Origin of the sequence: Mesorhizobium sp. M0664 (assembly GCF_040320565.1) — a bacterium.
Lineage (GTDB): Bacteria > Pseudomonadota > Alphaproteobacteria > Rhizobiales > Rhizobiaceae > Mesorhizobium.
On record NZ_JAMYPW010000001.1, the window covers coordinates 586,437 to 608,565 of the forward strand.

At 64.6% G+C, this 22,129-nt stretch carries 22 protein-coding genes; 10 read left to right on the forward strand and 12 right to left on the reverse strand.

Annotated elements, in window-relative coordinates:
- Positions 1 to 7: 7 nt before the first annotated feature.
- Both xseA and NKI39_RS02655 read right to left on the reverse strand, forming a co-directional pair.
- The gene (xseA, locus tag NKI39_RS02650) at positions 8 to 1,573 is read right to left on the reverse strand and encodes an exodeoxyribonuclease VII large subunit (RefSeq protein WP_352830564.1); all 1,566 of its coding nucleotides are present in this window, start codon (positions 1,571 to 1,573) and stop codon (positions 8 to 10) included.
- Positions 1,574 to 1,643: 70 nt separating this feature from the next.
- Positions 1,644 to 2,600 (reverse strand): LysR substrate-binding domain-containing protein, encoded by a 957-nt coding sequence (locus tag NKI39_RS02655; RefSeq protein WP_023680469.1) that lies wholly within the window; start codon positions 2,598 to 2,600, stop codon positions 1,644 to 1,646.
- A 234-nt stretch (positions 2,601 to 2,834) separates the two neighbouring features.
- Between NKI39_RS02655 and NKI39_RS02660 the strand changes: the two genes are divergently transcribed.
- On the forward strand, positions 2,835 to 3,125 hold the full coding sequence (locus tag NKI39_RS02660; RefSeq protein WP_352502082.1) for a DUF1127 domain-containing protein: 291 nt from the start codon (positions 2,835 to 2,837) through the stop codon (positions 3,123 to 3,125).
- Between the two features lie 175 nt (positions 3,126 to 3,300).
- Here NKI39_RS02660 and NKI39_RS02665 read toward each other — a convergent pair whose 3' ends face one another.
- From NKI39_RS02665 to NKI39_RS02680, 4 genes are all read right to left on the reverse strand, one after another.
- Positions 3,301 to 4,359, reverse strand: coding sequence for a DUF937 domain-containing protein (locus NKI39_RS02665; RefSeq protein ID WP_352502083.1), 1,059 nt, complete (start codon positions 4,357 to 4,359; stop codon positions 3,301 to 3,303).
- A gap of 102 nt (positions 4,360 to 4,461) precedes the next feature.
- The gene (locus NKI39_RS02670; protein ID WP_352502084.1) at positions 4,462 to 5,835 is read right to left on the reverse strand and encodes a glutamate--cysteine ligase; all 1,374 of its coding nucleotides are present in this window, start codon (positions 5,833 to 5,835) and stop codon (positions 4,462 to 4,464) included.
- Positions 5,836 to 6,020: 185 nt separating this feature from the next.
- Positions 6,021 to 6,755 carry a 16S rRNA (uracil(1498)-N(3))-methyltransferase gene (locus NKI39_RS02675; protein WP_352502213.1) on the reverse strand — a complete coding sequence of 245 codons (735 nt, stop codon included), beginning with the start codon at positions 6,753 to 6,755 and terminating at the stop codon, positions 6,021 to 6,023.
- A gap of 32 nt (positions 6,756 to 6,787) precedes the next feature.
- Entirely contained in the window at positions 6,788 to 7,435 is a 648-nt protein-coding gene (locus tag NKI39_RS02680; protein ID WP_352502085.1) for a hypothetical protein, read from the reverse strand.
- A gap of 74 nt (positions 7,436 to 7,509) precedes the next feature.
- On the opposite strand from NKI39_RS02680, the gene NKI39_RS02685 reads away from it, so the two are divergent.
- Both NKI39_RS02685 and NKI39_RS02690 read left to right on the forward strand, forming a co-directional pair.
- A complete protein-coding gene (locus NKI39_RS02685; RefSeq protein WP_352502086.1) occupies positions 7,510 to 8,208 on the forward strand; it encodes a type 1 glutamine amidotransferase in 699 nt (232 codons plus the stop codon).
- A gap of 287 nt (positions 8,209 to 8,495) precedes the next feature.
- Positions 8,496 to 8,636 (forward strand): hypothetical protein, encoded by a 141-nt coding sequence (locus tag NKI39_RS02690; protein WP_292664785.1) that lies wholly within the window; start codon positions 8,496 to 8,498, stop codon positions 8,634 to 8,636.
- Positions 8,637 to 8,664: 28 nt separating this feature from the next.
- Here NKI39_RS02690 and NKI39_RS02695 read toward each other — a convergent pair whose 3' ends face one another.
- From NKI39_RS02695 to NKI39_RS02705, 3 genes are read right to left on the reverse strand one after another with little or no spacing between them, the layout of a single operon-like run.
- On the reverse strand, positions 8,665 to 9,435 hold the full coding sequence (locus NKI39_RS02695; RefSeq protein WP_352502214.1) for a metallophosphoesterase: 771 nt from the start codon (positions 9,433 to 9,435) through the stop codon (positions 8,665 to 8,667).
- Positions 9,436 to 9,473: 38 nt separating this feature from the next.
- On the reverse strand, positions 9,474 to 10,610 hold the full coding sequence (locus tag NKI39_RS02700) for an alpha-hydroxy acid oxidase (protein ID WP_352502087.1): 1,137 nt from the start codon (positions 10,608 to 10,610) through the stop codon (positions 9,474 to 9,476).
- Positions 10,611 to 10,666: 56 nt separating this feature from the next.
- Complete coding sequence (locus tag NKI39_RS02705) at positions 10,667 to 11,470, reverse strand: FadR/GntR family transcriptional regulator (protein WP_352502088.1); 804 nt, start codon at positions 11,468 to 11,470, stop codon at positions 10,667 to 10,669.
- A 211-nt stretch (positions 11,471 to 11,681) separates the two neighbouring features.
- On the opposite strand from NKI39_RS02705, the gene NKI39_RS02710 reads away from it, so the two are divergent.
- From NKI39_RS02710 to NKI39_RS02735, 6 genes are all read left to right on the forward strand, one after another.
- On the forward strand, positions 11,682 to 13,016 hold the full coding sequence (locus tag NKI39_RS02710) for a DUF3422 family protein (protein WP_352830571.1): 1,335 nt from the start codon (positions 11,682 to 11,684) through the stop codon (positions 13,014 to 13,016).
- A 136-nt stretch (positions 13,017 to 13,152) separates the two neighbouring features.
- A complete protein-coding gene (locus NKI39_RS02715; protein ID WP_352502090.1) occupies positions 13,153 to 14,649 on the forward strand; it encodes an FAD-linked oxidase C-terminal domain-containing protein in 1,497 nt (498 codons plus the stop codon).
- 224 nt (positions 14,650 to 14,873) lie between these two features.
- The gene (locus NKI39_RS02720) at positions 14,874 to 16,130 is read left to right on the forward strand and encodes an FAD-binding protein (RefSeq protein WP_352502091.1); all 1,257 of its coding nucleotides are present in this window, start codon (positions 14,874 to 14,876) and stop codon (positions 16,128 to 16,130) included.
- Positions 16,127 to 16,510, forward strand: a complete 384-nt coding sequence (locus NKI39_RS02725; protein WP_352502092.1) for a DUF4870 family protein — start codon at positions 16,127 to 16,129, stop codon at positions 16,508 to 16,510. Before NKI39_RS02720 ends, NKI39_RS02725 begins: the two co-directional genes overlap by 4 nt.
- A gap of 68 nt (positions 16,511 to 16,578) precedes the next feature.
- Complete coding sequence (gene glcF / locus NKI39_RS02730; protein ID WP_352502093.1) at positions 16,579 to 17,880, forward strand: glycolate oxidase subunit GlcF; 1,302 nt, start codon at positions 16,579 to 16,581, stop codon at positions 17,878 to 17,880.
- A gap of 31 nt (positions 17,881 to 17,911) precedes the next feature.
- A complete protein-coding gene (locus NKI39_RS02735; protein WP_352680849.1) occupies positions 17,912 to 18,919 on the forward strand; it encodes a hypothetical protein in 1,008 nt (335 codons plus the stop codon).
- Between the two features lie 9 nt (positions 18,920 to 18,928).
- On the opposite strand, the gene NKI39_RS02740 is transcribed toward NKI39_RS02735, so the two are convergent.
- Positions 18,929 to 19,849 (reverse strand): bifunctional 5,10-methylenetetrahydrofolate dehydrogenase/5,10-methenyltetrahydrofolate cyclohydrolase, encoded by a 921-nt coding sequence (locus NKI39_RS02740; RefSeq protein WP_352502095.1) that lies wholly within the window; start codon positions 19,847 to 19,849, stop codon positions 18,929 to 18,931.
- A gap of 261 nt (positions 19,850 to 20,110) precedes the next feature.
- A complete protein-coding gene (locus NKI39_RS02745) occupies positions 20,111 to 20,845 on the reverse strand; it encodes a L,D-transpeptidase (protein WP_352830574.1) in 735 nt (244 codons plus the stop codon).
- 222 nt (positions 20,846 to 21,067) lie between these two features.
- On the opposite strand from NKI39_RS02745, the gene NKI39_RS02750 reads away from it, so the two are divergent.
- Complete coding sequence (locus NKI39_RS02750; RefSeq protein WP_352472682.1) at positions 21,068 to 21,703, forward strand: DNA-3-methyladenine glycosylase I; 636 nt, start codon at positions 21,068 to 21,070, stop codon at positions 21,701 to 21,703.
- 4 nt (positions 21,704 to 21,707) lie between these two features.
- Here NKI39_RS02750 and NKI39_RS02755 read toward each other — a convergent pair whose 3' ends face one another.
- Positions 21,708 to 21,959 carry a hypothetical protein gene (locus NKI39_RS02755; protein WP_352502096.1) on the reverse strand — a complete coding sequence of 84 codons (252 nt, stop codon included), beginning with the start codon at positions 21,957 to 21,959 and terminating at the stop codon, positions 21,708 to 21,710.
- Positions 21,960 to 22,129 lie beyond the last annotated feature (170 nt).

The following is a 22,129-nucleotide window of genomic DNA, read 5'->3' on the forward strand; positions in this document are numbered from 1 at the left end:
GTCACCCTCAGAAAAGCGAACCTTGGCCGCCCGGCGCCTTGAGCTTGGCCGCGGGCTTGGCAACCGTCTTCGGCCGCGCCGTGCCACTGATGGCGACTGCATCGGCGGTGCCGTCGGCGAACTCCAGCGAAAGCGCCATCCCCGACACAACTTCTGCCGCGTGCTTGACCACGGCGCCGTCCACATCCTTGATCAGCGCAAAGCCTCGCGCCAGCACGGCCTTGTGCGAGAGCGTCGCCAGCAGCCGGTCGGCCTGCGTCAGTTTTCCACGCAGGCGGTCCAGCCGTCTTGAAATCGCCTGGTCCTGCCGCCGTGTCAGTGCCAGCAGTGCATCGCCTTGCAGTTTCTGCCGTCTGGCGATCGGCGCCGGTGACAGTCTGGTCGCCGTGCGTGAAAACCGCGCCCGACGCTCGCGCACGATGGCGAAGAACGCCGCTTGCGCTCGGGCGAGGTCGCGGCGGGTCAGAGTGCGGGCTTCGTTCATGCGCCGCGACAAGGTCGCTGGCGTCAGCCGCTGCCCCAGAAGCCTGGCTCGCTTGCGCTCGACGCTGACCGACAGCGCCCGGCCGAGCCGGCTCGTCGCCTCGTCGAAGCGCCGCCGCGGCAGCGCCAGCAACTGGTCGGGCGAGGGCAGCGCCCGGGCGGCCGCGCGTGCCGCCTGCCGCTTGCGTTCGAAATTGCGCGACAGTGCGGTCTTCAACCGCGCGCCAAGGCCGGCAAGCGTCGCTTCGAGGTCGACCTTGACCGGCACGGCGATCTCGGCGGCGCCTGTCGGCGTCGGCGCCCGCACATCCGCAGCCAGATCGATCAATGTCCAGTCGGTCTCGTGGCCGACCGCGGAAATCACCGGAATACCCGAAGCGGCGACGGCCCGGGCGAGCGCTTCGTCGTTGAAGCCCCACAGATCCTCCAGGCTGCCGCCGCCGCGTGCCACGATCAACAGATCGGGCCGCGCGATGGCGCCGTCCCATGGCAGTGCGTTGAAGCCGTTGACGGCAGCCGTCACTTCCGCACCCGCCGTCTCGCCCTGCACCCGCACCGGCCAGACGAGCACGTGCAGTGGAAACCGATCCTTGATGCGGTGGATGATGTCGCGGATGACGGCGCCTGTCGGCGAGGTGACGACGCCGATGACGCAGGGCATGAACGGCAGACGCCGCTTGCGCGACGCCTCGAACAGGCCTTCGGCCTGCAGCCGGCGCTTGCGCTCGTCCAGCAGCGCCATCAGCGCACCGGCACCGGCCGGCTCGAGATTGTCGATAACGATCTGGTAGTTCGACTTTCCGGGATAGGTGGTGAGCCGGCCGGTGGCGATCACCTCCATGCCTTCCTCCGGACGGAATTTCAGCCGGCTCATTGTGGTCTTCCACACCACGGCGTCGAGCCGCGCGCGATCGTCCTTCAGGCAGAAATAGGCATGGCCGGAGGAATGCGGTCCGCGATAGCCGGAAATCTCGCCGCGCACCCGTACATTGCCGAAGACGTCCTCGACCGTACGCTTCAGCGCGCCGGAAATCTCGCTCACCGTATATTCGGTAGCGTTGGTGCGTGATTCGGATGCTGCGTCGCTCATCGGCCGATTGGGGGACGGTTGCTGGCCGGCGTCAAGGCGGCCGTGTTCGATGTCCGCCCCAATCGCGCGATCACCAGCCCGGCAGGATTTGGTTCGGCTTGGTCCGCTTCATCTTGGCGAAGGCGAGGGCGGCGAAGTCGAACGTGCCGGTCTCCTCGCCGAGTGGCACGGAAATATTGTCGAGGCTCTCCGAAATGTGGCGCGCAAGCGCGTCGACGATCTCCGGCCGCGAGGTCTGACCGCGCATGATGCCGATGCGGCAATCGGGCAGGGCGCCGAAACCATCGGCCTCGCCCAGCACCCGCATGCCGGGCCGCAGGGCGCATTCCGGCAGCACCGAGATCGCCAGGCCGGAGAGCACCGCGGCGGCGATGACGGTGGCAGAGAAGCTGGTGAACAGGATGCGATAGTCGCGGCTCTGCTGATCGAGCACGTCGGCGGCGGCCCGCCGCCAGATGCAGTTCGGCCGGCCGAAGGCCATCGGCAGGATCGGCTGCTCATGCGTCGCATGGTTGGCCGAGGTAACCCACAGCAGCGGTTCGCGCCGCACCACTTCCGACTGGCCGCGCGCGTCGTTGTGCGTCACCAGCGCCAGGTCGAGATTGCCGCGCTTGATGTGTTCGACCAGTCCCGGCGTCGGTTCGCAGATAACGGTCAGTTCGACATGCGGGTTGGAACGGGCAAACCGCGCCATGATCTCTGGCAAGAAGCGATCGGCATAATCGTCCGGCGTGCCGATGCGGATGGTGCCTTCGAGCCGGCGGTCGTCGAAGGCGGCCAGTGTTTCCTTGTTGAGATAGAGCAGCCGCCTTGCGTAGGAGAGCAGTCTGTCGCCTTCCTCGGTCAGCCTGTTGGTGCGGCCGTCTTTTTCGAACAGCGGCTTGCCGATCCGTTCCTCCAGCCGCCGCATCTGCATCGACACCGCAGACTGGGTCCGATGCACCGCTTCCGCCGCGCGGGTAAAGCTGCCGGTGTCGACAATCGAGATGAAGGTCTGCAACTGATCGAGATCGAGCGGCGCTTTCATTGGCCTAATCCATCATTGATGCTGATGCTAAAGATTAGAAACATTCGTTGGATTAATCAATCGGGCCATGGCAAATTCCGATTGTCCACATGAAGCGAATGCATGTCGCCCAAAAGTGGGCACCGGTTTTGGGGCGACGACATGCATCATCTTAGATGAATCGAAGCCGGAACGGCCGCTGTCGCCAGCGCCCGATCGACCGGTTTTGTCCGTTCGAGTCTAAAGGAGACCGACATGGCTACGTTTGATTTCGCCACCGAGACCTCGCGCATCACCTCGCGTCCGGCCGTTGCGACGCGCGTGGCCAATGCGGCTGCCAGTATTTACCGCGCCTGGAAAAACCGCCGCGCCTTTTATCGCCTCGGCGAGATGTCGGATGCCGAGCTCGCCGACATCGGTCTGACGCGCGCCGACCTGCACGTCGCTGTCGGTGTACCCTTTGGCCGCGATCCGACAGAGAGGCTTCGCGTCATCGCCGTCGAGCGCGCCGAAACGATCGAGGATATTGCCCGCAAGGTCGTGTGATCGCGTGGTTTCGCCGTTCGGGCGCGTTGAACCTTTTTGAGGTACGACGCCACCAAGTTACGCAGGCTCCCCACTCCCTGCCGGATCCCCCCGGCCAGCCTGCGCGCTGCCCGGTCCTCCCAGGACCGGGCTTTCTTTTTTGGGCGGCACTGATGATTGGTTGCCGGTGTCTGGTCTAGCGCCGGCCCATGCCCTGCTTGAACTGGTCGAAGATCGACTCCATGCCTTTCTGGTAGTCGTCGCGCTGCTGGGCGCCTGTCTCGAACATCTTGCCGAACAGGTCGTCGAACGGATTTCTCGGCCTGCCGCTCGGATTGGCCTGCGGCTGCGGCGCCTGGGGCTGCTGCGGCGCCTGACGCGGCTGAGACTGCGGTGCGCCACCGCCGAACATGTCCTGCAGCACCTTGCCGAGCGGATTGTCAGCATAAGGGTTCTGTGTTTGCTGGGGTTGGTTCTGCGGCTGCTGCGGCTGTGGTGCACCGCCGCCGAACATGTCCTGCAGTACTTTGCCGAGCGGATTGTCACCATAAGGGTTCTGTGTCTGCTGCGGCTGGCTTTGCGGCTGCTGTCCGCCGCCGAACATGTCCTGCAGCACCTTGCCCAGCGGGTTGTCGCCGTAAGGGCTCTGCGTCTGTTGCGGCTGCTGTGCGCCGCCGAACATGTCCTGCAACACCTTGCCGAGCGGGTTATCCGTGGGGGCTGCAGGCTGAGGGGCCGGCGCCTGGCCGCCGCCGCCCGCCTGCCGCATCATCTGCTCGATGAGCTCGCCAAGCGGATTGCCGCCGCCTGCCGCATGCATCTGCCCGCCTAGCTGGTTGTTGGTCTGCTTGAACAGCCCGCCCATCATCATCGAGGCGATTGCCGGCAGCATCTGCTGCAACACCTGCTGGCTGACGCCGCTCGCCTGCGCGGCCTGGTTGGCGACGGCCCGCGACAGGTCCTTCGAGCCGAACAAATGGCCGAGAATGCCGTTGCCTTCATCGAGGCCCTGCGGCGAGAAGGCCCGGCTTGCATCCTCGAAATATTTGGCGTGCTGGCCGCTGGCCATCGCCGTCATGAAGGAGCCGAGCCCGTAAGGGTCCGCCGTGTTGCGCTTCAGCCCCTGCGAAAAGGCCGGCAGCAGCGCCGCGACCGCCGCCTGCGTCTGTTGCTGCGAAAGCCCGAACTGCTGGGCCAGCGCCTGCATGCCGTTGCCGTTCTGGGCCTGTGCCAGAATATCGAACAATGAAGGCATTGTTTTCTTCTCCGGGAAAATCCTCGTTGGAGAAGCCTAGTTCGTTTCCATCACCGATTGAAGCGAATTTGCCGGACCATCGGCCAAGCGGATAGCGAAGCGTTAATACGCGTATTCCATGAACACCGGCTCGATCGAGCCGCCCCAGCGTGTGTGGTAGGCCGACAGCATCTCTTCGGCGCTGGTGGTGCCGCGCGCGACGACCTCGTCCAGCGTGTTGAGGAACGACGTCTCGTCGTAGCCGTCGCGGTTCTTGCGGCCGCGGTTCTTCAGTCCCATGCGCGAGATGACGAGCACGTCTCGGGCGATCTCGCGCAATATCGTGTTGCGGAACGGCGCCGAAATGCCCTGTTCCGGCACCGCGTTGCGCATTGCCAGCACTTCGTGATAGCTCCAGCTCGAGGTCAGCGCCTCGGCGGCGTCGAGCGCAGCCGCATCATAGAGCAGCCCGACCCAGAAGGCCGGCAGCGCGCAGATGCGCCGCCACGGCCCGCCATCGGCGCCGCGCATTTCGAGAAAGCGCTTCAACCGCACGTCCGGGAACAGCGTCGACAGATGGTTCGCCCAGTCGCCCATCGTCGGCAGCCCGTCCGGCAGGTCGTTACGGGCAGCGCCCGCCATGAACTGGCGGAAGGTGATGTGCGTCATGTCGTGATACTGGCCGTCGCGGATGACGAAATACATCGGCACGTCGAGCGCCCATTCGACATAGTCGGCAAAGCCGAAATCGGGCGAGAAGCAGAACTCGAGCAGGCCGGAGCGCTGATTGTCGGTGTCGCGCCAGATCTCGCCGCGCCAGCTCTGCAAGCCGTTCGGCCGGCTTTCGGTGAAGGGCGAGTTGGCAAACAGCGCCGTCGACAGCGGCTGCAATTTCAGCGACACCTGCATCTTGCGGCGCATGTCGGCTTCGCTTTCGAAGTCGAGATTCACCTGGATCGTGCAGGTCCGGTACATCATGTCGAGGCCCTTGGTGCCGACCTTGGGCATGTAGCGGGTCATGATCTCGTAGCGCGATTTCGGCATCTTCGGCGTCTCGGCCAGTGACCATTTCGGGCTGCCGCCAAGGCCGAGAAAACGAATGCCCATCGGTTCGGCGATCTCGCGCACCTGCGCCAGATGCGCATTGCCTTCGCGGCAGGTCTGGTGGATCGTCTCCAGCGGCGCGCCGGACAGCTCGAATTGGCCGCCTGGCTCCAGCGAGATCGCGCCTTGGCCGGTCGGCTCGACCAGGCCGATGATGCGGCCGGCATCCATGATCGGGTCCCAGCCGAGTTTGTCCTGCATGCCTTCGAGGATGGCGCGGATGCCGCGCTCGCCGCCATAGGGCACCGGCGCATTGCCGTCGACATAGAACGGGAATTTCTCGTGCTCGGTGCCGATGCGCCATTTGTCGCGCGGCTTGTTGCCTTCGGCCAGATGCTCGACGAGTTCGTCGACGCTTTCTATCGGCCGGAAGTCGGTTGTATCGCGCGCCATAGGAGCCCTCCGCACATGACCCTGAAAATCGGCTTCGATTTTCGGAAGGGATCAGGTGCCCAATCAAATGCTACAGCGTCCTTTACGCGCCCGAAAGGACACGCGGCCACTGCCGGCGCTAGATGGACGAAATGTCAGTAGCCGATCAAGCGAAAAATCCTGAGCCAGCGGGTAATTGGAATTGATCACCAATCGCCGATTGTCGCCTGGATCAGCGCCAGTGCCGCCACCGCCGCCGTATCCGCTCGCAGGATGCGCGGCCCGAGCGGAATGGCGGTAACGAAGGGCAGCGCTCTCAGCATCTTGCGTTCCTCGTCGGAAAAGCCGCCCTCCGGTCCGACCAGCAGCCCGAGCTTTCTCTCCCGCACCGCCTGCAATGCCGGCAGGGGATTGTTGGTCGATGCATCCTCGTCGCAGAAGATCAGCCGCCGCTCGCGGTCCCAGCCCGCAAGCAGGCGCTCGAATTTTTCCGCTTCGCGCAGCTCTGGCACCGCCAATATGCCGCATTGCTCGGCCGCCTCGACGACATTGGCGCGCAGGCGCTCGATGCCGGGCTTTGCCACCTGCGTATGCTGGGTGATGACCGGCTGCAGGATGCCGGCGCCCATCTCCACCGCCTTTTGCACGAGGTAGTCGAGCCGCCCTTGCTTCAGCGGCGCGAAGCAATAGACGAGATCGGGCAACGGCGGCTGCGGCCGCTGCAATGCCAGCAACTTCAGGCGCAACGCCTTCTTCGACTTCGTGGCGATCGCCGCCGACCATTCGCCGTCGCGGCCGTTGAAGACCAGAATCTCGGCGCCTTCGCCGAGCCGCAGCACGTGCGAGAGATAATGGCTCTGCTGCGGGCCGATGTCGAACTCGATGTCCGGTCCAAGCCCGTCCGGCACGAACAGCCGCTGCATCTTGTAATTGGCGCGCATCGCCGAGGAATGCGGCAACGTCACCCTCGGCGTCAAGCCTCGGCGGAAGGATGCCAGACAGGCTCGTAGCCTTTCTGCAGCACCGAAACAGTTGTCGCCGGCGTGAGCATGCCGATTGGACTGTCGGTAAAACCGCCGAACCCCACCGGCTCGCCATAACCGCCGAAACTCCAGGGCAGCGCGGCGCCATCAAACAGGGCGTACGCCCTGTTTCCTGACGAGATCATCGTGCCGTCCGGCAAGTCCGCAAGCGCTTCCGATTCCAGTCTCGTCGCCCGCCCGCCCGATGCCAGCCGCTCCTTGTGCAGGCGCTTGTCGAGCTGCGGCGCGCGTGGCTCGGCAATGCCGAAGGCGTCGCCGAAACGCCGGACAAAATCCCTGGCCCGCTCGCGCCGGCAGAAGAAGCAGGGACGGTGGCCGGCGGCAAGCGCCGTCACCTCGTCGAGGAAAAACAGCTCGGTCCAGCCGGCCTTGCCGCCAGCCCGGTTGCGCCCCATCGGCTCGCGCCGCACGTTGCCGAATTCGCAGACGCAGATGATCCAGGCTTGCAGCGCCCAGCGCTTCTTCAACAGCGTTCTCGTCTCGGGATCGTGAATGATGCCGCGATTGCCCATGAACAGGCCGCGCTCCGGCACGGCATGGATGGCGCCGAACGGGTCGACCCGGTTTTGCAGTGGCATAGGCGTTCCCTGTTGGCTGCAATGCTGGCGCCATGATATCGCTCGTTGCATCAATTTCATGTCAGCAGGTTTCGATGCGGGTCTTGGTTGTCCAGAACTTCGACAATGAGGGCCTTGGCCAGATCGGCGCGGCCCTTGTCGAGGCGGGCGCCGATATCGACCTGCGCAGGCCCTATCGCGGCGACGCGCTGCCGCAAGACAGCGGCGGGCATGACGCCATGGTGGTGCTCGGCGGCGCCCAGAATGCGCTGGACGACGAGCTCTGTCCTTACTTTCCGGGCCTGCTCGACCTGACGCGCGACTTTGCCGAGAGGGATCGCGCGGTGCTCGGCATCTGTCTTGGCGGCCAATTGGTCGCGCGCGCCTTTGGCGGCGAGAACCAGATCGGCGCCGCATCGGAGTTCGGCTGGCACGAGGTCGCGCTCACCGCGGCGGCGCAGGCCGATCCGGTGCTCGCCGCCTTGCCCGAAAAATTCCCGATCTTCCAGTGGCACGACGACACCTTTGCCTTGCCCGAGACTGCCGTGCGGCTGGCCGGCAACGCCGTCGCCGAGAACCAGGCGTTCCGCATCGGCCGCGCCGTCTATGGCTTCCAGTTTCATTTCGAGGCCGACCGGCCGATGGTTCGCGACTGGAGCACGTCCTTTGCACCGTTGATCGCCGAACGCCATCCGGATTGGGCCGTCCGGCTCGACGACGAAATGGCCCGCAACGGACCCCCAGCCGATGCCGCCGGCCTGGCCATCGCCCGCGCCTGGGTGGCGACGATCTGACGGCCCATATAGTCAACGTATTTGGCGACGTTGCATATTTGGCACGCGGCGGCAAATCCGCCGGGGATAACGCGTTTCATCCTTGGCCTGTGTCTGTCCGCCAGCCTAAAAGGCGCGCGCTCTGCATCTTGCGTGCAACCGCGATGAACCTTTCCTGTGACCCGCGCGACACACCGCCGATACAGAACATGCCTAGAAGCGCGAAACCGTCCGACATTTGCGACGTATTTTGCGTTTCAACGCATTGGTAACCCGCTCGTGCATAGATGCAGGAAGCTCAACAAGAGATGACGTCCGTGAAAGCAGCCTTTTTGTCCTTTGTCATGTTGTCGGCTATCGTCTTGTGCGGCCTCGGCATTTATTCCGCCGACGCGGCCAACGACCACAATGCCGTTGACGGCTACGGCGTCACCGCCGCGCTTCGCTAGCCTCTCTGCTCATAATCCCACGCGTTTCCTACGCCCGCTCACCCGTCACTGTCAGGATATGCTTGTCCGCGCCGTCCACCACGAGCGCGGTGAGGTGTCCCGACTGCCAGGCGAGGGTGTCGACATTGACGCGGTTGCCGGTGATTTCGGCCTTGGGCACCGGCGTATGACCGTGCACCACGATCTTCGGATGAAGGCCGGTGTGGTCGTGGAAGACCTCGCGGATCCAGATCAGGTCCTGCCGGCTCTGGCTTTCCAGCGCAACGCCGGGCCGGATGCCGGCATGGCAGAAGAAGAAGTCGCCGAACGTCACTGAGAAGGGCAGCGAGCGCAGGAACTCGACATGGTTCTGCGGCACCGCCTCGACCAGTGCGGCGTGCCCTTGCCGCAGTGCCGCATCGGCGCGGCCAAACCAGGCGCTGCTCCCACCGAGCGACACGCCATAGGATAGCGCCGTCTGGATGCCGCCATAGCGCATGAACAGCCCGTCCGGATCGGGGACATCGAGAAAATCGAGAAAGCCGAGATCATGATTTCCGGCGAGCATCAGGTGACGCGGATCGCGTCTTTGCGCGTCGATCAGGAAATCGATGACGCCCCTGGAGTCCGGGCCGCGATCGACATAGTCGCCGAGATGGATCACGCGCCAATCGGCCGACGGCCTTTGACCGAGCTCCGCCTCGATCCGCCGGTGCATGGCGGTCAGCAAATCGAGCCGGCCGTGCACATCGCCGATCGCGTAAAGGCGCATGCCTTGCGGTCCGCGCGCCTCGTAGAAACTGATGCCGGGCTCCGTCAATGCCTGCGTCGCCTCCGTGGTCATGCCGTCACGGGACTTTAGCGCCGAAGCTGATCCTTGCCCATGTCGGTGACCAGGCGCTTTCCGCACAGAGCCAGCGTTATGTCCATCTCCTTGCGGATGATTTCCAGCGCCTTGGTAACCCCTTCCTTGCCGAGTGCGCCGAGGCCGTACAGGAAAGGCCGGCCGATATAGGTGCCCTTGGCGCCGAGGCACAGTGCCTTGAGCACGTCCTGGCCGGAACGGATGCCGCCGTCCATATGCACCTCGATCGCGTCGCCGACGGCGCCGGCGATCTCTTCGAGCGCCATGATCGACGACGAGGCGCCGTCGAGCTGGCGGCCGCCATGGTTGGAAACGATGATCGCGTCGGCGCCTGTCCTGGCCGCCATCAGCGCATCCTCCTTGTCGAGTATGCCTTTCAGGATCAGCTTGCCGCCCCAGCGCTCCTTGATCCAGGCGACGTCCTTCCACGACAGATGCGGATCGAACTGCTCCTTCGTCCACGACGACAGCGAGGCGAGGTCGCCGACGCCCTTGGCATGGCCGACGATGTTGCGGAAGCTCCGGCGCTTGGTCCCGGCCATGCCGACGCACCAGCGCGGCCTGGTCGCCATCTGCCACAGGTGCTTCGGCGTCATCCGCGGCGGCGCCGAAAGCCCGTTGCGGATATCCTTGTGGCGCTGACCGAGGATCTGCAGGTCGAGCGTCAGCACCAGCGCCGAACATTTCGCCGCCTTTGCGCGGTCGATCAAATCGAAGACGAAATCCTTGTCGCGCAGCACATAGAGCTGGAACCAGAACGGCTTCCTGGTCACCGACGCGACATCCTCGATCGAGCAGATGCTCATTGTCGACAGCGTGAACGGCACACCGAATTCTTCCGCCGCCTGGGCCGCCAGCATCTCGCCGTCCGGATGCTGCATGCCGGTCATGCCGGTCGGCGCCAGCGCCACCGGCATCGTCACCTTCTCGCCGATCATGGTCGACTCCAGCGAGCGGTTGTCCATGTCGACCAGCACGCGCTGGCGGAACTTGATCTTCTGGAAATCTTCCTCGTTGGCGCGGTAGGTGCTTTCGGTCCAGGCGCCGGAATCGGCATAGTCGAAGAACATCTTCGGCACGCGGCGGCGCGCCAGGTCCTTGAGGTCGGCGATGGTGAGAATGCTGCTCATGGATCTTTTTTCCGCTGGTTCTTCGCTGCTTCGTCGTTGAATTTTCTGGGCGGTGCCTACGGCTGTTTTCTTGCCGGCTCACCGCCACCGGGCTCGGAGCGCTGCCTGAGCCTCAGCCGCGATACGCGCTGCCAGTCGCCGCTGCGCTCGGCCTCGGCCATCGACCGTTCGACGTACGAGATGTGGTCCATCGCCGCCTGCCGCGCCGCAGCCGGATCGCCGGCCTTGACCGCGGTGTAGATCGCCCGGTGCTGCGAAAGCAGCGCCTCGCGCGCGCCCGGCACGTTGAACACCAGCCGCCGGTTCTGGAACACGCCTTCCGACAGCAGCCGATAACAGGAGCGCAGCGTGTGCAGCAGGATGATGTTGTGCGCGCATTCGCAGATCGCGTGATGGAACTCGACATCGATTTCCGCCTCGTCGTCGAAATTGCCGGTCCGGTGCGCCTCGTCCATACGTGCCATGATGCGGTCGAGCAGCGCCAGATCGTCCGATGTGGCACGCCGCGCCGCATATTCCGCCGCCACCGCCTCGATCTCGCGGCGGTACTCCAGATAGTCGGTCACCGCCTTGCGATGCATCGAGATCAGGTCGGTCACCGGCTTGGTGAACAGCTGGCCGATGACATCGGCGACATGGGTGCCGCCGCCTGGCCGTGTCGTCAACAGCCCGCGCCCTTCCAAGGCTTTCAAGGCATCGCGCAGGATCGGCCGCGACACCTCGAACTGGCGCGCCAGTTCGCGCTCGCCCGGCAGCCGGTCGCCGGTGCGCAGGACGCCTTCGAGGATCAGGCTCTCGATCTGCTGCACCACCTCGTCGGCGGTGCGCGAATGCTCGATCCGGGAGAAAATGTCGCTCAAACGGGATGCCTGGGGGTTGAACCGATGTCGCGCAAGATAAAGCCGGCGTCGCCAACTGGTCAAATTATTTATCCAATTCGCCGGAGCCGGGTCCGTTTCACAGCCGCGGCGTCATATCATCTTCAGCTAAATTGGGCGTTTGCGTCCCCTGGCGATTGCCTCTAGAGGGACATCATTGCCAAAGGGCTCACAGAAGCCCGGGGGACCAGCCGTGCCAGACGCCGACCCTTCCAACCTCGAATTCCAGCTGCGCGCCAAAGCCGTGGGCGGCACCGTCATGGGCTTTCCGGCGCATGAAGGTCGGCCGGGCGCGCTCGGCGAGGTCCACGCCCGGCCGCAGCCGCTGGTCGAAAAGCCGCGCGTGCTGGTGCAGCTTTCCTTCATGACCGAAGCTGGATCCGGGATCGATCAGGCCGTGCTTTCCGAATTGTCGCGACGCCTCGGCATCGCCGCGCCCGACCCTCACGCCCGCCACCACGCGATGAAATGGGGCAAGGGCTCGCTGCGCTGGGAACGCCATACGGAATTCTCGACCTATCTCTGGGAAGGCCCGCTCGGCGAAAACGGCAGGGGGCAAGAGGACACACCCTTCGGCAACGGGTTTTCGCCGCCGGGCACGGTGATTTCCGGCATCAGGCTGGAGATCCGCAAATGGACGCCGGCGAACGAAAAACTGATCGCCGGCTTCGACCCGACCAGCCTGTGCTATTCGCTGGTCGAGCGCGGCAACGCGGCCATCGTCACCGATTTCCGTCAGGATGGCGACGGCTTGACCCGCATGCTGGTGCTCGACCGCGGCCTGACCCCGGCGCGCACCGGGGCGCTGTCGCAGCGGCTGATCGACATCGAGACCTACCGCACGCTGGCCATGCTTGGGCTGCCGCTGGCCCTGACGCTGTCCGGTCGCGCGCGCCGCATCGAAGACAGGCTGGCCCAGACCACGTTGGAAATGAAGGTCGCCGAGACCCGCGACAGCCAGACGCTACTTGCCGACTTGACCGAACTGGCCGCCGAGCTGGAGGCCGATGCCGCCTCCAGCCTCTACCGCTTCGGCGCCAGCCGCGCCTATGACGGCATCGTGCGCGAACGGCTGGAGGCGCTCGACGAAGAGGCGGTGCCCGGCTACGACACCTGGGGCGGTTTTCTGCAGCGCCGCGTGGCGCCGGCGATGCGTACCTGCCGTTCGGTCGAGGAGCGCCAGGCCAACCTGTCGACGAAGCTCACCCGTGCCACCACACTGCTGCGCACCTGGGTCGACGTCGAGGTCGAGAAGCAGAACCGCGATCTTTTGGCGTCGATGAACAATCGCGCCCGCCTGCAATTGCGGCTGCAGCAGACGGTGGAGGGGCTCTCGGTCGCCGCGGTTTCCTATTATGTCGTCGGCCTCATCGGCTACGTCGCCAAGGGCGCCTCGATCTTCGGCCATGCCTTCGCGCCGGAAATGGTCACCGCCGCCTCGGTGCCGCTCGCCGTCGTGCTCGTCTGGTGGGGCGTGCGCCGCGTCCGCCGCATGCACTCCGAACCAGGCAAGCAGCCGGGCGAGTAATGTGGGGCGCAGCGGCAGATTGCCGCTGCGGAAGGCTGTCTCGGCCATAGGCCTCTCATCCCGGCCAACGCGGCATTTGCAAGCGACCACTGTCGCTGGTAAATGATTTTTACCAGTCGATCGAAGGAGGCTGTCGATGTCCGGCCTTGCCATGCCGAAACCAGACGACGCCACGATGCGCCGGCGCGACGAGATCGTCGCCGATATGCGCATCATGGTGCCGGGCGAGGGCGTCGTCGACGCCGCCAATGCCATGCGCGCCTTCGAGAGCGACGGGCTCACCGCCTACCGGCAATTGCCGCTCGTCGTTGTACTGCCGCAAACCGTGGCCCAGGTGTCGCGGGTGCTGAAATATTGCAGCGACCGCAACATCCGCGTCGTGCCGCGCGGCTCCGGCACCTCGCTCTCCGGCGGTGCGCTGCCGCTCGAAGACGCGGTGCTGCTGGTGATGAGCCGCTTCAACCGCATCCTCGAGATCGATTTTCAGAACCGCGTCGTCGTCGCCCAGCCCGGCGTCACCAATCTCGGCATCACCACCGCCGTCGAGCAGGAGGGCTTCTATTACGCCCCCGATCCATCCTCCCAGATCGCCTGCTCGATCGGCGGCAATGTCGCGGAAAATTCCGGCGGTGTGCACTGCCTGAAATACGGTCTCACCGCCAACAATGTGCTCGGCATCGAGATGGTGCTGATGAATGGCGAGGTGGTGCGCCTCGGCGGCAGCCATCTCGACGCGGAAGGCTACGACCTGCTCGGCGTCATGACCGGCTCCGAAGGACTGCTCGGCGTCGTAACCGAGGTCACCGTACGCATCCTGAAGAAGCCGGAGACGGCGCGTGCCCTGCTGATCGGTTTCCCGACCAGCGAGCAGGCCGGCCAATGCGTTGCCGACATCATCGGCGCCGGCATCATTCCGGGCGGCATGGAGATGATGGACCGCCCGGCCATCCACGCCGCCGAGGATTTCGTCCAGGCCGGCTATCCGCTCGATGTCGAGGCGCTGCTGATCGTCGAGCTGGACGGGCCGGGTGTCGAGGTCGATCACCTGATCGGCCTGGTCGAAGTCATCGCTTTTAGGAGCGGCTCGACCACATGCCGCATTTCGCAGTCGGAACAGGAGCGGCTGAGCTTCTGGGCCGGCCGCAAGGCGGCCTTCCCGGCGGTTGGCCGCATCTCGCCCGACTACTACTGCATGGACGGCACCATCCCGCGCAAGGAACTGCCGCGCGTGCTCGCCGGCATGCGCGAGCTGTCGCAGAAATACGGGCTCGGCGTCGCCAATGTCTTCCACGCCGGCGACGGCAATCTGCACCCGCTCATCCTCTATGACGCCAACGTGCCGGGCGAACTCGACAAGGCGGAGAGTTTCGGCGCCGACATATTGCGGCTCTGCGTCAAGGTCGGTGGCGTGCTGACCGGAGAGCACGGGGTCGGCATCGAGAAGCGCGACCTGATGCCGGAAATGTTCAACCAGATCGACCTCGACCAGCAGATGCGCGTCAAATGCGCCTTCGACCCCAACCATCTTTTGAATCCCGGCAAGGTCTTCCCGCAATTGAGGCGATGCGCCGAGCTCGGGCGGATGCACGTGCATCGCGGGAAAGTGGCGTTTCCGGACATTCCGAGGTTTTGAGCGCGTATGTTAGCGCTTGAACACCCCCCTCTGTCCTGCCGGACTTCTCCCCCTCAAGGGGGGAGATTGGCAGCTTCGGCGCCTCGCCCTCCTGTTAACGCTGGAGATTGGCGAAGCCCGACGCAGCATCCGATCTCCCCCCTTGAGGGGGAGATGTCCGGCAGGACAGAGGGGGGCGCGAAGGAACGCGACGTTCCCGCATTTGCAAATGCCGCGTCCGTCCCATGACCACCTTCACCCCGTCAACCGCCGCGGAAACTCTCTCCACAATCGCCTGGGCAGCCGCAGAGGAATCCCCGCTCGAAATCCTCGGCCACGGCTCCAAGCGCGGTATCGGCCGGCCGCAGCAGAGCGAGCATACGCTCGACCTTTCCAGACTCTCCGGCGTCATGCTTTACGAGCCGGCCGAACTGGTGCTGTCGGCAAAAGCCGGCACGCCGTTGGCCGAAATCGAAAGCCTGCTTGACGAAAACGGCCAGCAACTTGCCTTCGAACCGATGGATTACGGCCCGCTGCTCGGCGGTGAGCCAGCGCGAGGCACGATCGGCGGCGCACTCGCCGCGAACCTTTCCGGCCCGCGCCGGCTGAAGGTGGGTGCTGCGCGCGACCATATCCTCGGCATAGCGGCCGTTTCCGGGCGCGGCGAGGCCTTCAAGTCGGGCGGCCGCGTCGTCAAGAACGTCACCGGCTATGATCTGTCCAAGCTGATGGCCAACAGCTGGGGCACGCTGGCGGTGCTCACCGACGTCACCTTCAAGGTGCTGCCTGCCGCCGAGACCGAAGTCACGCTTGCCATCCGCGGCCTGCTCGACGATCACGCCGCCGCCGCCATGGCGCTGGCGCTGGGTTCCAGCGCCGAAGTGTCGAGTGCTGCCCATCTTCCCGAACGGGTCGCAGCTAGGGTCGCCGGCGGCAGTCTCGGCAGCGATGCCGCGACGCTGCTGCGCATCGAGGGCTTCGGCCCGTCGGTCGCTTACCGCATTGCCGCGCTGAGAGACCTGCTGAAAAACGCTGGGCCGCTGCAGGAGATTTCCGGTTCGGTCTCGTACTCGGTCTGGCGCGATGTCCGCGACTGCGCGCCGTTCGCCGATGGCAGCGAAAGGCCGGTGTGGCGCGTCTCGATGGCGCCGTCGCGGGGCCACCAGATGGTGCTGGCGCTGCGCATGCAGGCCCCGGTCGATGCCTTTTACGATTGGCAGGGCGGGCTGATCTGGCTGCGCATGCAGCAGGACGATCCCGAGGCTGGCCTGTTGCGCGGCTTGATCAGAAGACATGGCGGCGGCCATGCGACGCTGGTGCGCGCAACCCCTTCGCACCGCGCCGCCGTACCGGTGTTCGAACCGCAAGCGCCGCAACTGGCAGCACTGTCGGCGCGGCTGAAGGCCGAATTCGACCCGAAGAATATCCTCAATCCCGGCCGTATGGCGCCGGGCGCAAGCTCTGCTACTCTCGCGCCGGCAACCGAGGGAGGAGCACAATGAGCGATCCAGGCCAAAACGGTACGTCACGCCAGACCGACCGCTGGCTGGAGCCCGGCCCGACCAACGCGCTGGTCATCTACATCCTCTATCTCGCCGGTCTGGCCATCGGCGTCAGCGGCATTGTCGGCATCGTCCTGGCCTATATCAATCGCGGCAAGGCCGGCGGCTTCGTCGAAAGCCATTACACATTCCTGATCCGCACCTTCTGGATCGGCCTGCTCTATGCACTGATCTCGGCGCTGCTGATGATCGTGGTCATCGGTGTCGTGCTGATGGTTGCCGTTGCCGTCTGGTTCATCGCCCGCTGCATTCTCGGCCTGCAGGCGCTGCAGCGCGGCGAGGCGGTCAAGAACCCGGAAAGCTGGCTTCTGGGATTATGAGCATGATCCCCAAAACTGGGTACCGGTTTTGGGAAAGGATCATGCTCAAACGGTAGGGATTCGTTTACGTGCAGACCAATTTCTCAGCTGCCCAGCTCGCCGATCCGCATGTCGCGGAATCGGAGAAGATCCTGCGCAAATGCGTGCATTGCGGCTTCTGCACCGCCACCTGCCCGACCTATGTGACGCTCGGCAACGAACTGGATTCGCCGCGCGGCCGGATTTATCTGATCAAGGACATGCTGGAAAACGGACGGCCGGCCGACAAGCAGATCGTCACCCATATCGACCGCTGCCTGTCCTGCCTCGCCTGCATGACCACCTGCCCGTCGGGCGTCAACTACATGCATCTGGTCGACCACGCCCGCGTCCATATCGAGGAGACCTACAAGCGTCCGCTGGCCGATCGCCTGACACGCGCCATGCTGGCCTTCGTGCTGCCCTACCCCTCGCGTTTCCGCGCGGCGCTCAAGCTGGCGAAGCTCGGCCAGCCATTCGCCGGCCTGTTTGAGAAAATCCAGGCATTGAAGCCTTTGGGCGCGATGTTGAAGCTGGCCCCGGCGTCGGTCCCGGCAGTCTCGCCGATGGCCTCGCCGGGCGTCCATGCCGGGCAGGGCGCGAAGAAAAATGGCCGCGTCGCCATCCTCACCGGCTGCGCGCAATCCGTGCTCGATCCCGGCATCAACGACACGACGATTTCGCTGCTAACCCGGCTTGGCGTTGAGGTCGTGGTGGCCGAGGGCGAGGGCTGCTGCGGCGCGCTGGTGCATCATATGGGGCGCGAGGACGCTGCCTTGGCGTCGGCCCGACGGAACGTCGACGCCTGGACGCGCGCCATCGAGCAGGGCGGACTCGACGCCATCGTCATCACCGCATCCGGGTGCGGCACCACCATCAAGGATTACGGCTTCATGCTGCGCCTCGATCCGGCCTATGCCGACAAGGCTGCGCGGGTCTCGGCGCTGGCCAGGGACATCACCGAATATCTGGGAAGCCTCGACCTGCCCGAGCCGGTCCGCAAGCCGGGCACCATCGTCGCCTATCACTCAGCCTGCTCGATGCAGCACGGCCAGAAGATCACCCGCCAGCCGAAGGAGCTTCTGGCCAGAGCCGGCTTCGTCGTGCGCGAGCCGCGCGAAGGGCATTTGTGCTGCGGTTCGGCCGGCACCTACAACATCCTGCAGCCCGAGATTTCGGCGACGTTGCGCGACCGCAAGGTCAGGAATATCGAGGCGACCGGTGCTGAAATCGTCGCCACCGGCAATATCGGCTGCATCACCCAGATCGCTTCCGCCGCCAAGCTGCCGGTGGTGCATACGATAAAGCTGCTCGACTGGGCCTATGGCGGCGAGCCGCCAAAATTGGTTTGATTGCTGCGCACCTGCCGATGAGACTGCCGAGATGCCCAACCCAAAGTCCGAAGAGATTGGAACCGTCGTTCGGCTGCTGTCGGACAGATCGCCGGCGACGTTCCAGGCCAGCTATGGCGAATGCCAGACAATCATCGCTCGTCATCTCAAGGATGGGTCCGAATTCCTGTTTGCGCTCATAAAGGCAGCGGTAGAAGCCGACGTCCAGCAAGACAATCTGATTATCGACGCCGTTTCGTTTCTCGACGACGCGCATTTGGCTCGTCTGGCATTTTTCCTGCAAGAGGAAGTGAAACGCGGAATAGACGTGGAGGATCTGCTGGCTCACGTCGCCTTGCAGGCGCCGGAATTGTTTCCAGACAGTACCTTGGGCGACATTCCCGATTTCGCAGACTGGCTGACGCATGATGATCCTCGTTCGCCGCCGGCATGTCATCATTTCAGCTTTGAGGAAGGCGCTCCGAGCGACATGTCTTTTCCGACGCATCGCCATCATCCTACCTGGCATCTGCCGGCGACTGGCAGGCCACTTACGGTCGGCGGCGAAGGATCGGCAGTGTGCCCGACCTGTCGAGAGCGACTGATACATCTGATTACGCTGGACGATCTTGGGAATGAGCTGACGATGCCTCTTCCCAGACTCCGTATCGAGACCTGTACGAATTCTCTCGAACCGACCTATTATTCCCACGACGCTGCCGGTGTGCCGACGCCGATCGCGCCTCTGCATTCGCCCTACATTGAGAGGCCTGCAAAAGCCGCCGAGAAAAGAACTGTTCGGTTGGCACCGACGCCTAAACGGTGGCTCAGGCAGTCGTACGGGATAAGCAATTCAAGGCAAAACCTGTTTCGGCTTGGTGGGCTGCCGTCATGGATTCAGGGACCGCAGTTTCCAGTCGTTCCCGGAACGGACCGGGAAATGAAATTTCTTCTTCAGTTCGATTCACTCGCCGGTTTCTTCTGGGGCAGCGGCGGCGTGCTCTACGTCTTCTGGGATGACGAGTCCCGGATCACCTGCCATGTGCCGCAATGCACGTGACGAAGGCGCCTACTCCGCCGCCAGCCGGTCTGCCGTGCCGTAGGTTGCCTGATAGCGGGCACGCTGCCGGCTGAGGGCCACCATCGTGTTGCGCAGCAGGATCGCCACCGTGATCGGGCCGACGCCGCCCGGCACCGGCGTGATCCACGACGCGACATGCCTGACGCTCTCGGCATCGACGTCGCCGACGATGCGGCTCTCGCCGTCCGGCCCGATTTCCGAATTGATGCCGATATCGATGACGGCGGCGCCCGGCTTGACCATGTCGGCCTTGATCAGCCGCGGTTTGCCGACCGCGACGAACAGTGCGTCGGCGCGGCGTGCGTGTGCCGCCACCGAACGCGTCATGTGGTGACAGACGGTCACCGTCGCGCCTTCGCTCATCAAGAGGAACGCGATCGGCTTGCCGACGATCTCGGAATGGCCGACGACCACCACCTCGAGCCCCTTGAGGTCGAGGCCGGTTTCCCTGAGCAGTTCGACCGAAGCGGCGGCGGTGCAGGGCGCCAGGTCGAGCTGGTTGTAGACGATGTTGCCGATCGAGGCCGGATGCATGCCCTCGACATCCTTGAGCGGATGCACCGCCGCCTGCAGCGTCTTGATCGGAATGTGCACCGCCACCGGCCGCTGGATGATGATGCCGGTGACGCGCGGGTCGGCGTTAAGCCCGTGGATTGCCGCTTCCAGCTCGCCGGCGGTGATGTCGGCGCGAAAGCGCCTTTCCTCGAAGCCGATGCCGGCCAACCCGGCCTTGGCGCGCTGGTTGCGGACATAGACGTCGACCGCGGCGGTATCGCCGACGGTGACCGACACCAGCTTCGGCGGAAAGCCTTCGGCGGTGGCGATCGCCGCCTCCTCGCGCACGCCGGCGATGATGCGTTGGGCAACCGGGCCGCCTCTGAGATAGCGGCTGTCATCGGAAAGGGACATCGGGATGGGGCCTTTATCTGGATTTTAGCCGCCACATAGCAAAGCAACCGCGAAAGGGCAGCGCGAAAAGCGAACCGCCATGCCGGTCGCGCGACGTGCCGGCAAAATCTTCCCGCCAATTCCTGCTGGCGGAAACAAAAAGGGCAGCACGGCTTGCCGCGCTGCCCTTTCGTGACTGGCCGCATCCCCACACGGCCCGTCCCCCGTTATTCAATGCTCCCGAGGCTTCTGAGCAGAATCATCGATGAGGTCAACCGCAGATTACATGACTACAACCGTCGTGCCAACATTGACCCGCTCGTAAAGCTCGACCACGTCCTCGTTGCGCATGCGGATGCAGCCCGACGACACCGCGCCGCCGATCGTCCAGGGCTGATTGGTGCCGTGGATACGGTACTCGGTCGAGCCGAGATAGAGCGCGCGTGCGCCGAGCGGGTTTTCCATGCCGCCGGCGAGATAGGTCGGCAGATAACGGCCCTTGGCGGCTTCGCGGGCGATCATCACCGCCGGCGGCCGCCAATCCGGCCAGACGCGCTTGTTGGTGATCTTGTGGGTGCCGGACCATTCGAAGCCCGGCTTGCCGGTGCCGACGCCATAACGCCGCGCCTTACCGTTCTTCCCGACCAGATAGAGGAAATTCTCTCGCGTATCGATGACGATCGTGCCCGGCTTCTGCGGGCCGTCATAGGCGACTTCCTGCGGCAGATAGATCGGGTCGATCTGCGGCCGCATCACCATGCGCTTGGCCGGCGCCTGCACCGCTGCGGTGCGCAGCTGATCGGGTTCGGCCAGCCGCCGGTAGCGCCGTTGCGGCTGCGCCTCTTGCCGGCTCTGCCGCACGATGCCCGGGGCATGGCCGAGCTGCAGCACCCAGGGTGCCGAAAGATCCGGGCTGACCACCACCGGCGGCCTCTCCGCATAGCGGTCGTTGGCATTGGCGGCGCCGGCAGCAAGTACGGCCGCGGCGCCGAACAGTGGGAACAAGAATGTCTTCATCGCAACGCACCTTGATCGTCGAACATGCCGGGGTGCAAAGCCTCCCCGATTTCGCCGACATTGGGCGCGAAGCGGCAACCGAAACATGAATCGGAATGCGTAAAATGCCGATCTGTCAGTAAAGCTTTTGGTGTGGTTACCGCCCGGTTCAGGAATCTGGTAAAGCCGCGGTAAAGGCCGCGTCAAAACGCGTCAACGCCAAGACACGAACGGAATTCCGCCATGGATGAAAAGACAGGTCTGCTTGCCGGTCCCGACGGCATCGCCCGCTGCTTCTGGCACGGCAACCTGCCGGATTATCTGCACTACCACGACCACGAATGGGGCCGGCCGGTCGCCGACGACCGCCGCCTGTTCGAGAAGATCTGCCTCGAAGGTTTTCAGTCGGGCCTGTCCTGGCTGACCATATTGCGCAAGCGCGACAATTTCCGCGAGGCGTTTGCCGGCTTCGATGTCGACAAGATCGCGGCTTTCACCGACGCCGATGTCGATCGCCTGCTCGGCAATGCCGGCATCATCCGCCATCGCGGCAAGATCGTCTCGACCATCAACAACGCCAAGCGCGCCCGCGAACTCATCGACGAGGCCGGCTCGCTGGCCGCCTGGTTCTGGAAGTTCGAGCCCGGCCCGCACGAGCGGCCCGAGATCGTCGACCTCGCGCATTTGCGCGCCAATCCGACGACGGCCGTCTCGGTCCGCATTTCGAAAGAGCTGAAGAAGCGCGGCTGGAGCTTTGTCGGCCCGACCACCGTCTACGCCTTCATGCAGGCGATGGGGCTGGTCAACGACCATCTCGAGGGCTGCGTCTGCCGCGAACCGGTCGAGGCGGAACGGAAAGCGTTCAAGCGGCCGAAATAGCGGCTCAGGCGCCGCCGGCGCCGGCGAGGAAAAACCCGGCAAGGATGGCCGCCAGCGCGGCGAACACCGGATAGATCACCAGCAGTCCGGTCATCAGCACGTCGCGCATCGTCGGTCCGCTGCGCTGTTGCGCCGCGATCTCGAACGGTCCGGCGATTTGCTTCGTATTCGGCGCATAACCATCGGCCGGCCGCAGCCGGACCGAGGCGTCGCGTGCGCCGCTATCGATGATGTCGAACTTCTGTAGCGTGGCCATGGCCCCGAACCCCTTGTTTCGGCGCGCGTATCGGCCCGGATTGTGTCGGCACGATGCCGCGCGCATGGCGCAATTGTTTCAGCTTCTTTTTCGCCTTTCCTTCTCCCCTTGTGGGAGAAGGTGGCTCGGCGCGCAGCGCCGAGACGGTTGAGGGGTGTTGGAAGAAATGA

What these genes read in the sequence shown, in the direction of transcription:
- NKI39_RS02715 (WP_352502090.1), top strand. Translation starts at nt 13,153, where the DNA reads ATGTCCGGCCTTGCCATGCCGAAACCAGACGACGCCACGATGCGCCGG.
- NKI39_RS02655 (WP_023680469.1), bottom strand. Translation starts at nt 2,600, where the DNA reads ATGAAAGCGCCGCTCGATCTCGATCAGTTGCAGACCTTCATCTCGATT.
- NKI39_RS02680 (WP_352502085.1), bottom strand. Translation starts at nt 7,435, where the DNA reads ATGCCACTGCAAAACCGGGTCGACCCGTTCGGCGCCATCCATGCCGTG.
- NKI39_RS02685 (WP_352502086.1), top strand. Translation starts at nt 7,510, where the DNA reads ATGCGGGTCTTGGTTGTCCAGAACTTCGACAATGAGGGCCTTGGCCAG.
- xseA (WP_352830564.1), bottom strand. Translation starts at nt 1,573, where the DNA reads ATGAGCGACGCAGCATCCGAATCACGCACCAACGCTACCGAATATACG.
- NKI39_RS02720 (WP_352502091.1), top strand. Translation starts at nt 14,874, where the DNA reads ATGACCACCTTCACCCCGTCAACCGCCGCGGAAACTCTCTCCACAATC.
- NKI39_RS02725 (WP_352502092.1), top strand. Translation starts at nt 16,127, where the DNA reads ATGAGCGATCCAGGCCAAAACGGTACGTCACGCCAGACCGACCGCTGG.
- NKI39_RS02740 (WP_352502095.1), bottom strand. Translation starts at nt 19,849, where the DNA reads ATGTCCCTTTCCGATGACAGCCGCTATCTCAGAGGCGGCCCGGTTGCC.
- NKI39_RS02670 (WP_352502084.1), bottom strand. Translation starts at nt 5,835, where the DNA reads ATGGCGCGCGATACAACCGACTTCCGGCCGATAGAAAGCGTCGACGAA.
- NKI39_RS02690 (WP_292664785.1), top strand. Translation starts at nt 8,496, where the DNA reads ATGACGTCCGTGAAAGCAGCCTTTTTGTCCTTTGTCATGTTGTCGGCT.
- NKI39_RS02665 (WP_352502083.1), bottom strand. Translation starts at nt 4,359, where the DNA reads ATGCCTTCATTGTTCGATATTCTGGCACAGGCCCAGAACGGCAACGGC.
- NKI39_RS02755 (WP_352502096.1), bottom strand. Translation starts at nt 21,959, where the DNA reads ATGGCCACGCTACAGAAGTTCGACATCATCGATAGCGGCGCACGCGAC.
- NKI39_RS02750 (WP_352472682.1), top strand. Translation starts at nt 21,068, where the DNA reads ATGGATGAAAAGACAGGTCTGCTTGCCGGTCCCGACGGCATCGCCCGC.
- NKI39_RS02675 (WP_352502213.1), bottom strand. Translation starts at nt 6,755, where the DNA reads ATGCGCGCCAATTACAAGATGCAGCGGCTGTTCGTGCCGGACGGGCTT.
- NKI39_RS02660 (WP_352502082.1), top strand. Translation starts at nt 2,835, where the DNA reads ATGGCTACGTTTGATTTCGCCACCGAGACCTCGCGCATCACCTCGCGT.
- NKI39_RS02735 (WP_352680849.1), top strand. Translation starts at nt 17,912, where the DNA reads ATGCCCAACCCAAAGTCCGAAGAGATTGGAACCGTCGTTCGGCTGCTG.
- NKI39_RS02745 (WP_352830574.1), bottom strand. Translation starts at nt 20,845, where the DNA reads ATGAAGACATTCTTGTTCCCACTGTTCGGCGCCGCGGCCGTACTTGCT.
- NKI39_RS02700 (WP_352502087.1), bottom strand. Translation starts at nt 10,610, where the DNA reads ATGAGCAGCATTCTCACCATCGCCGACCTCAAGGACCTGGCGCGCCGC.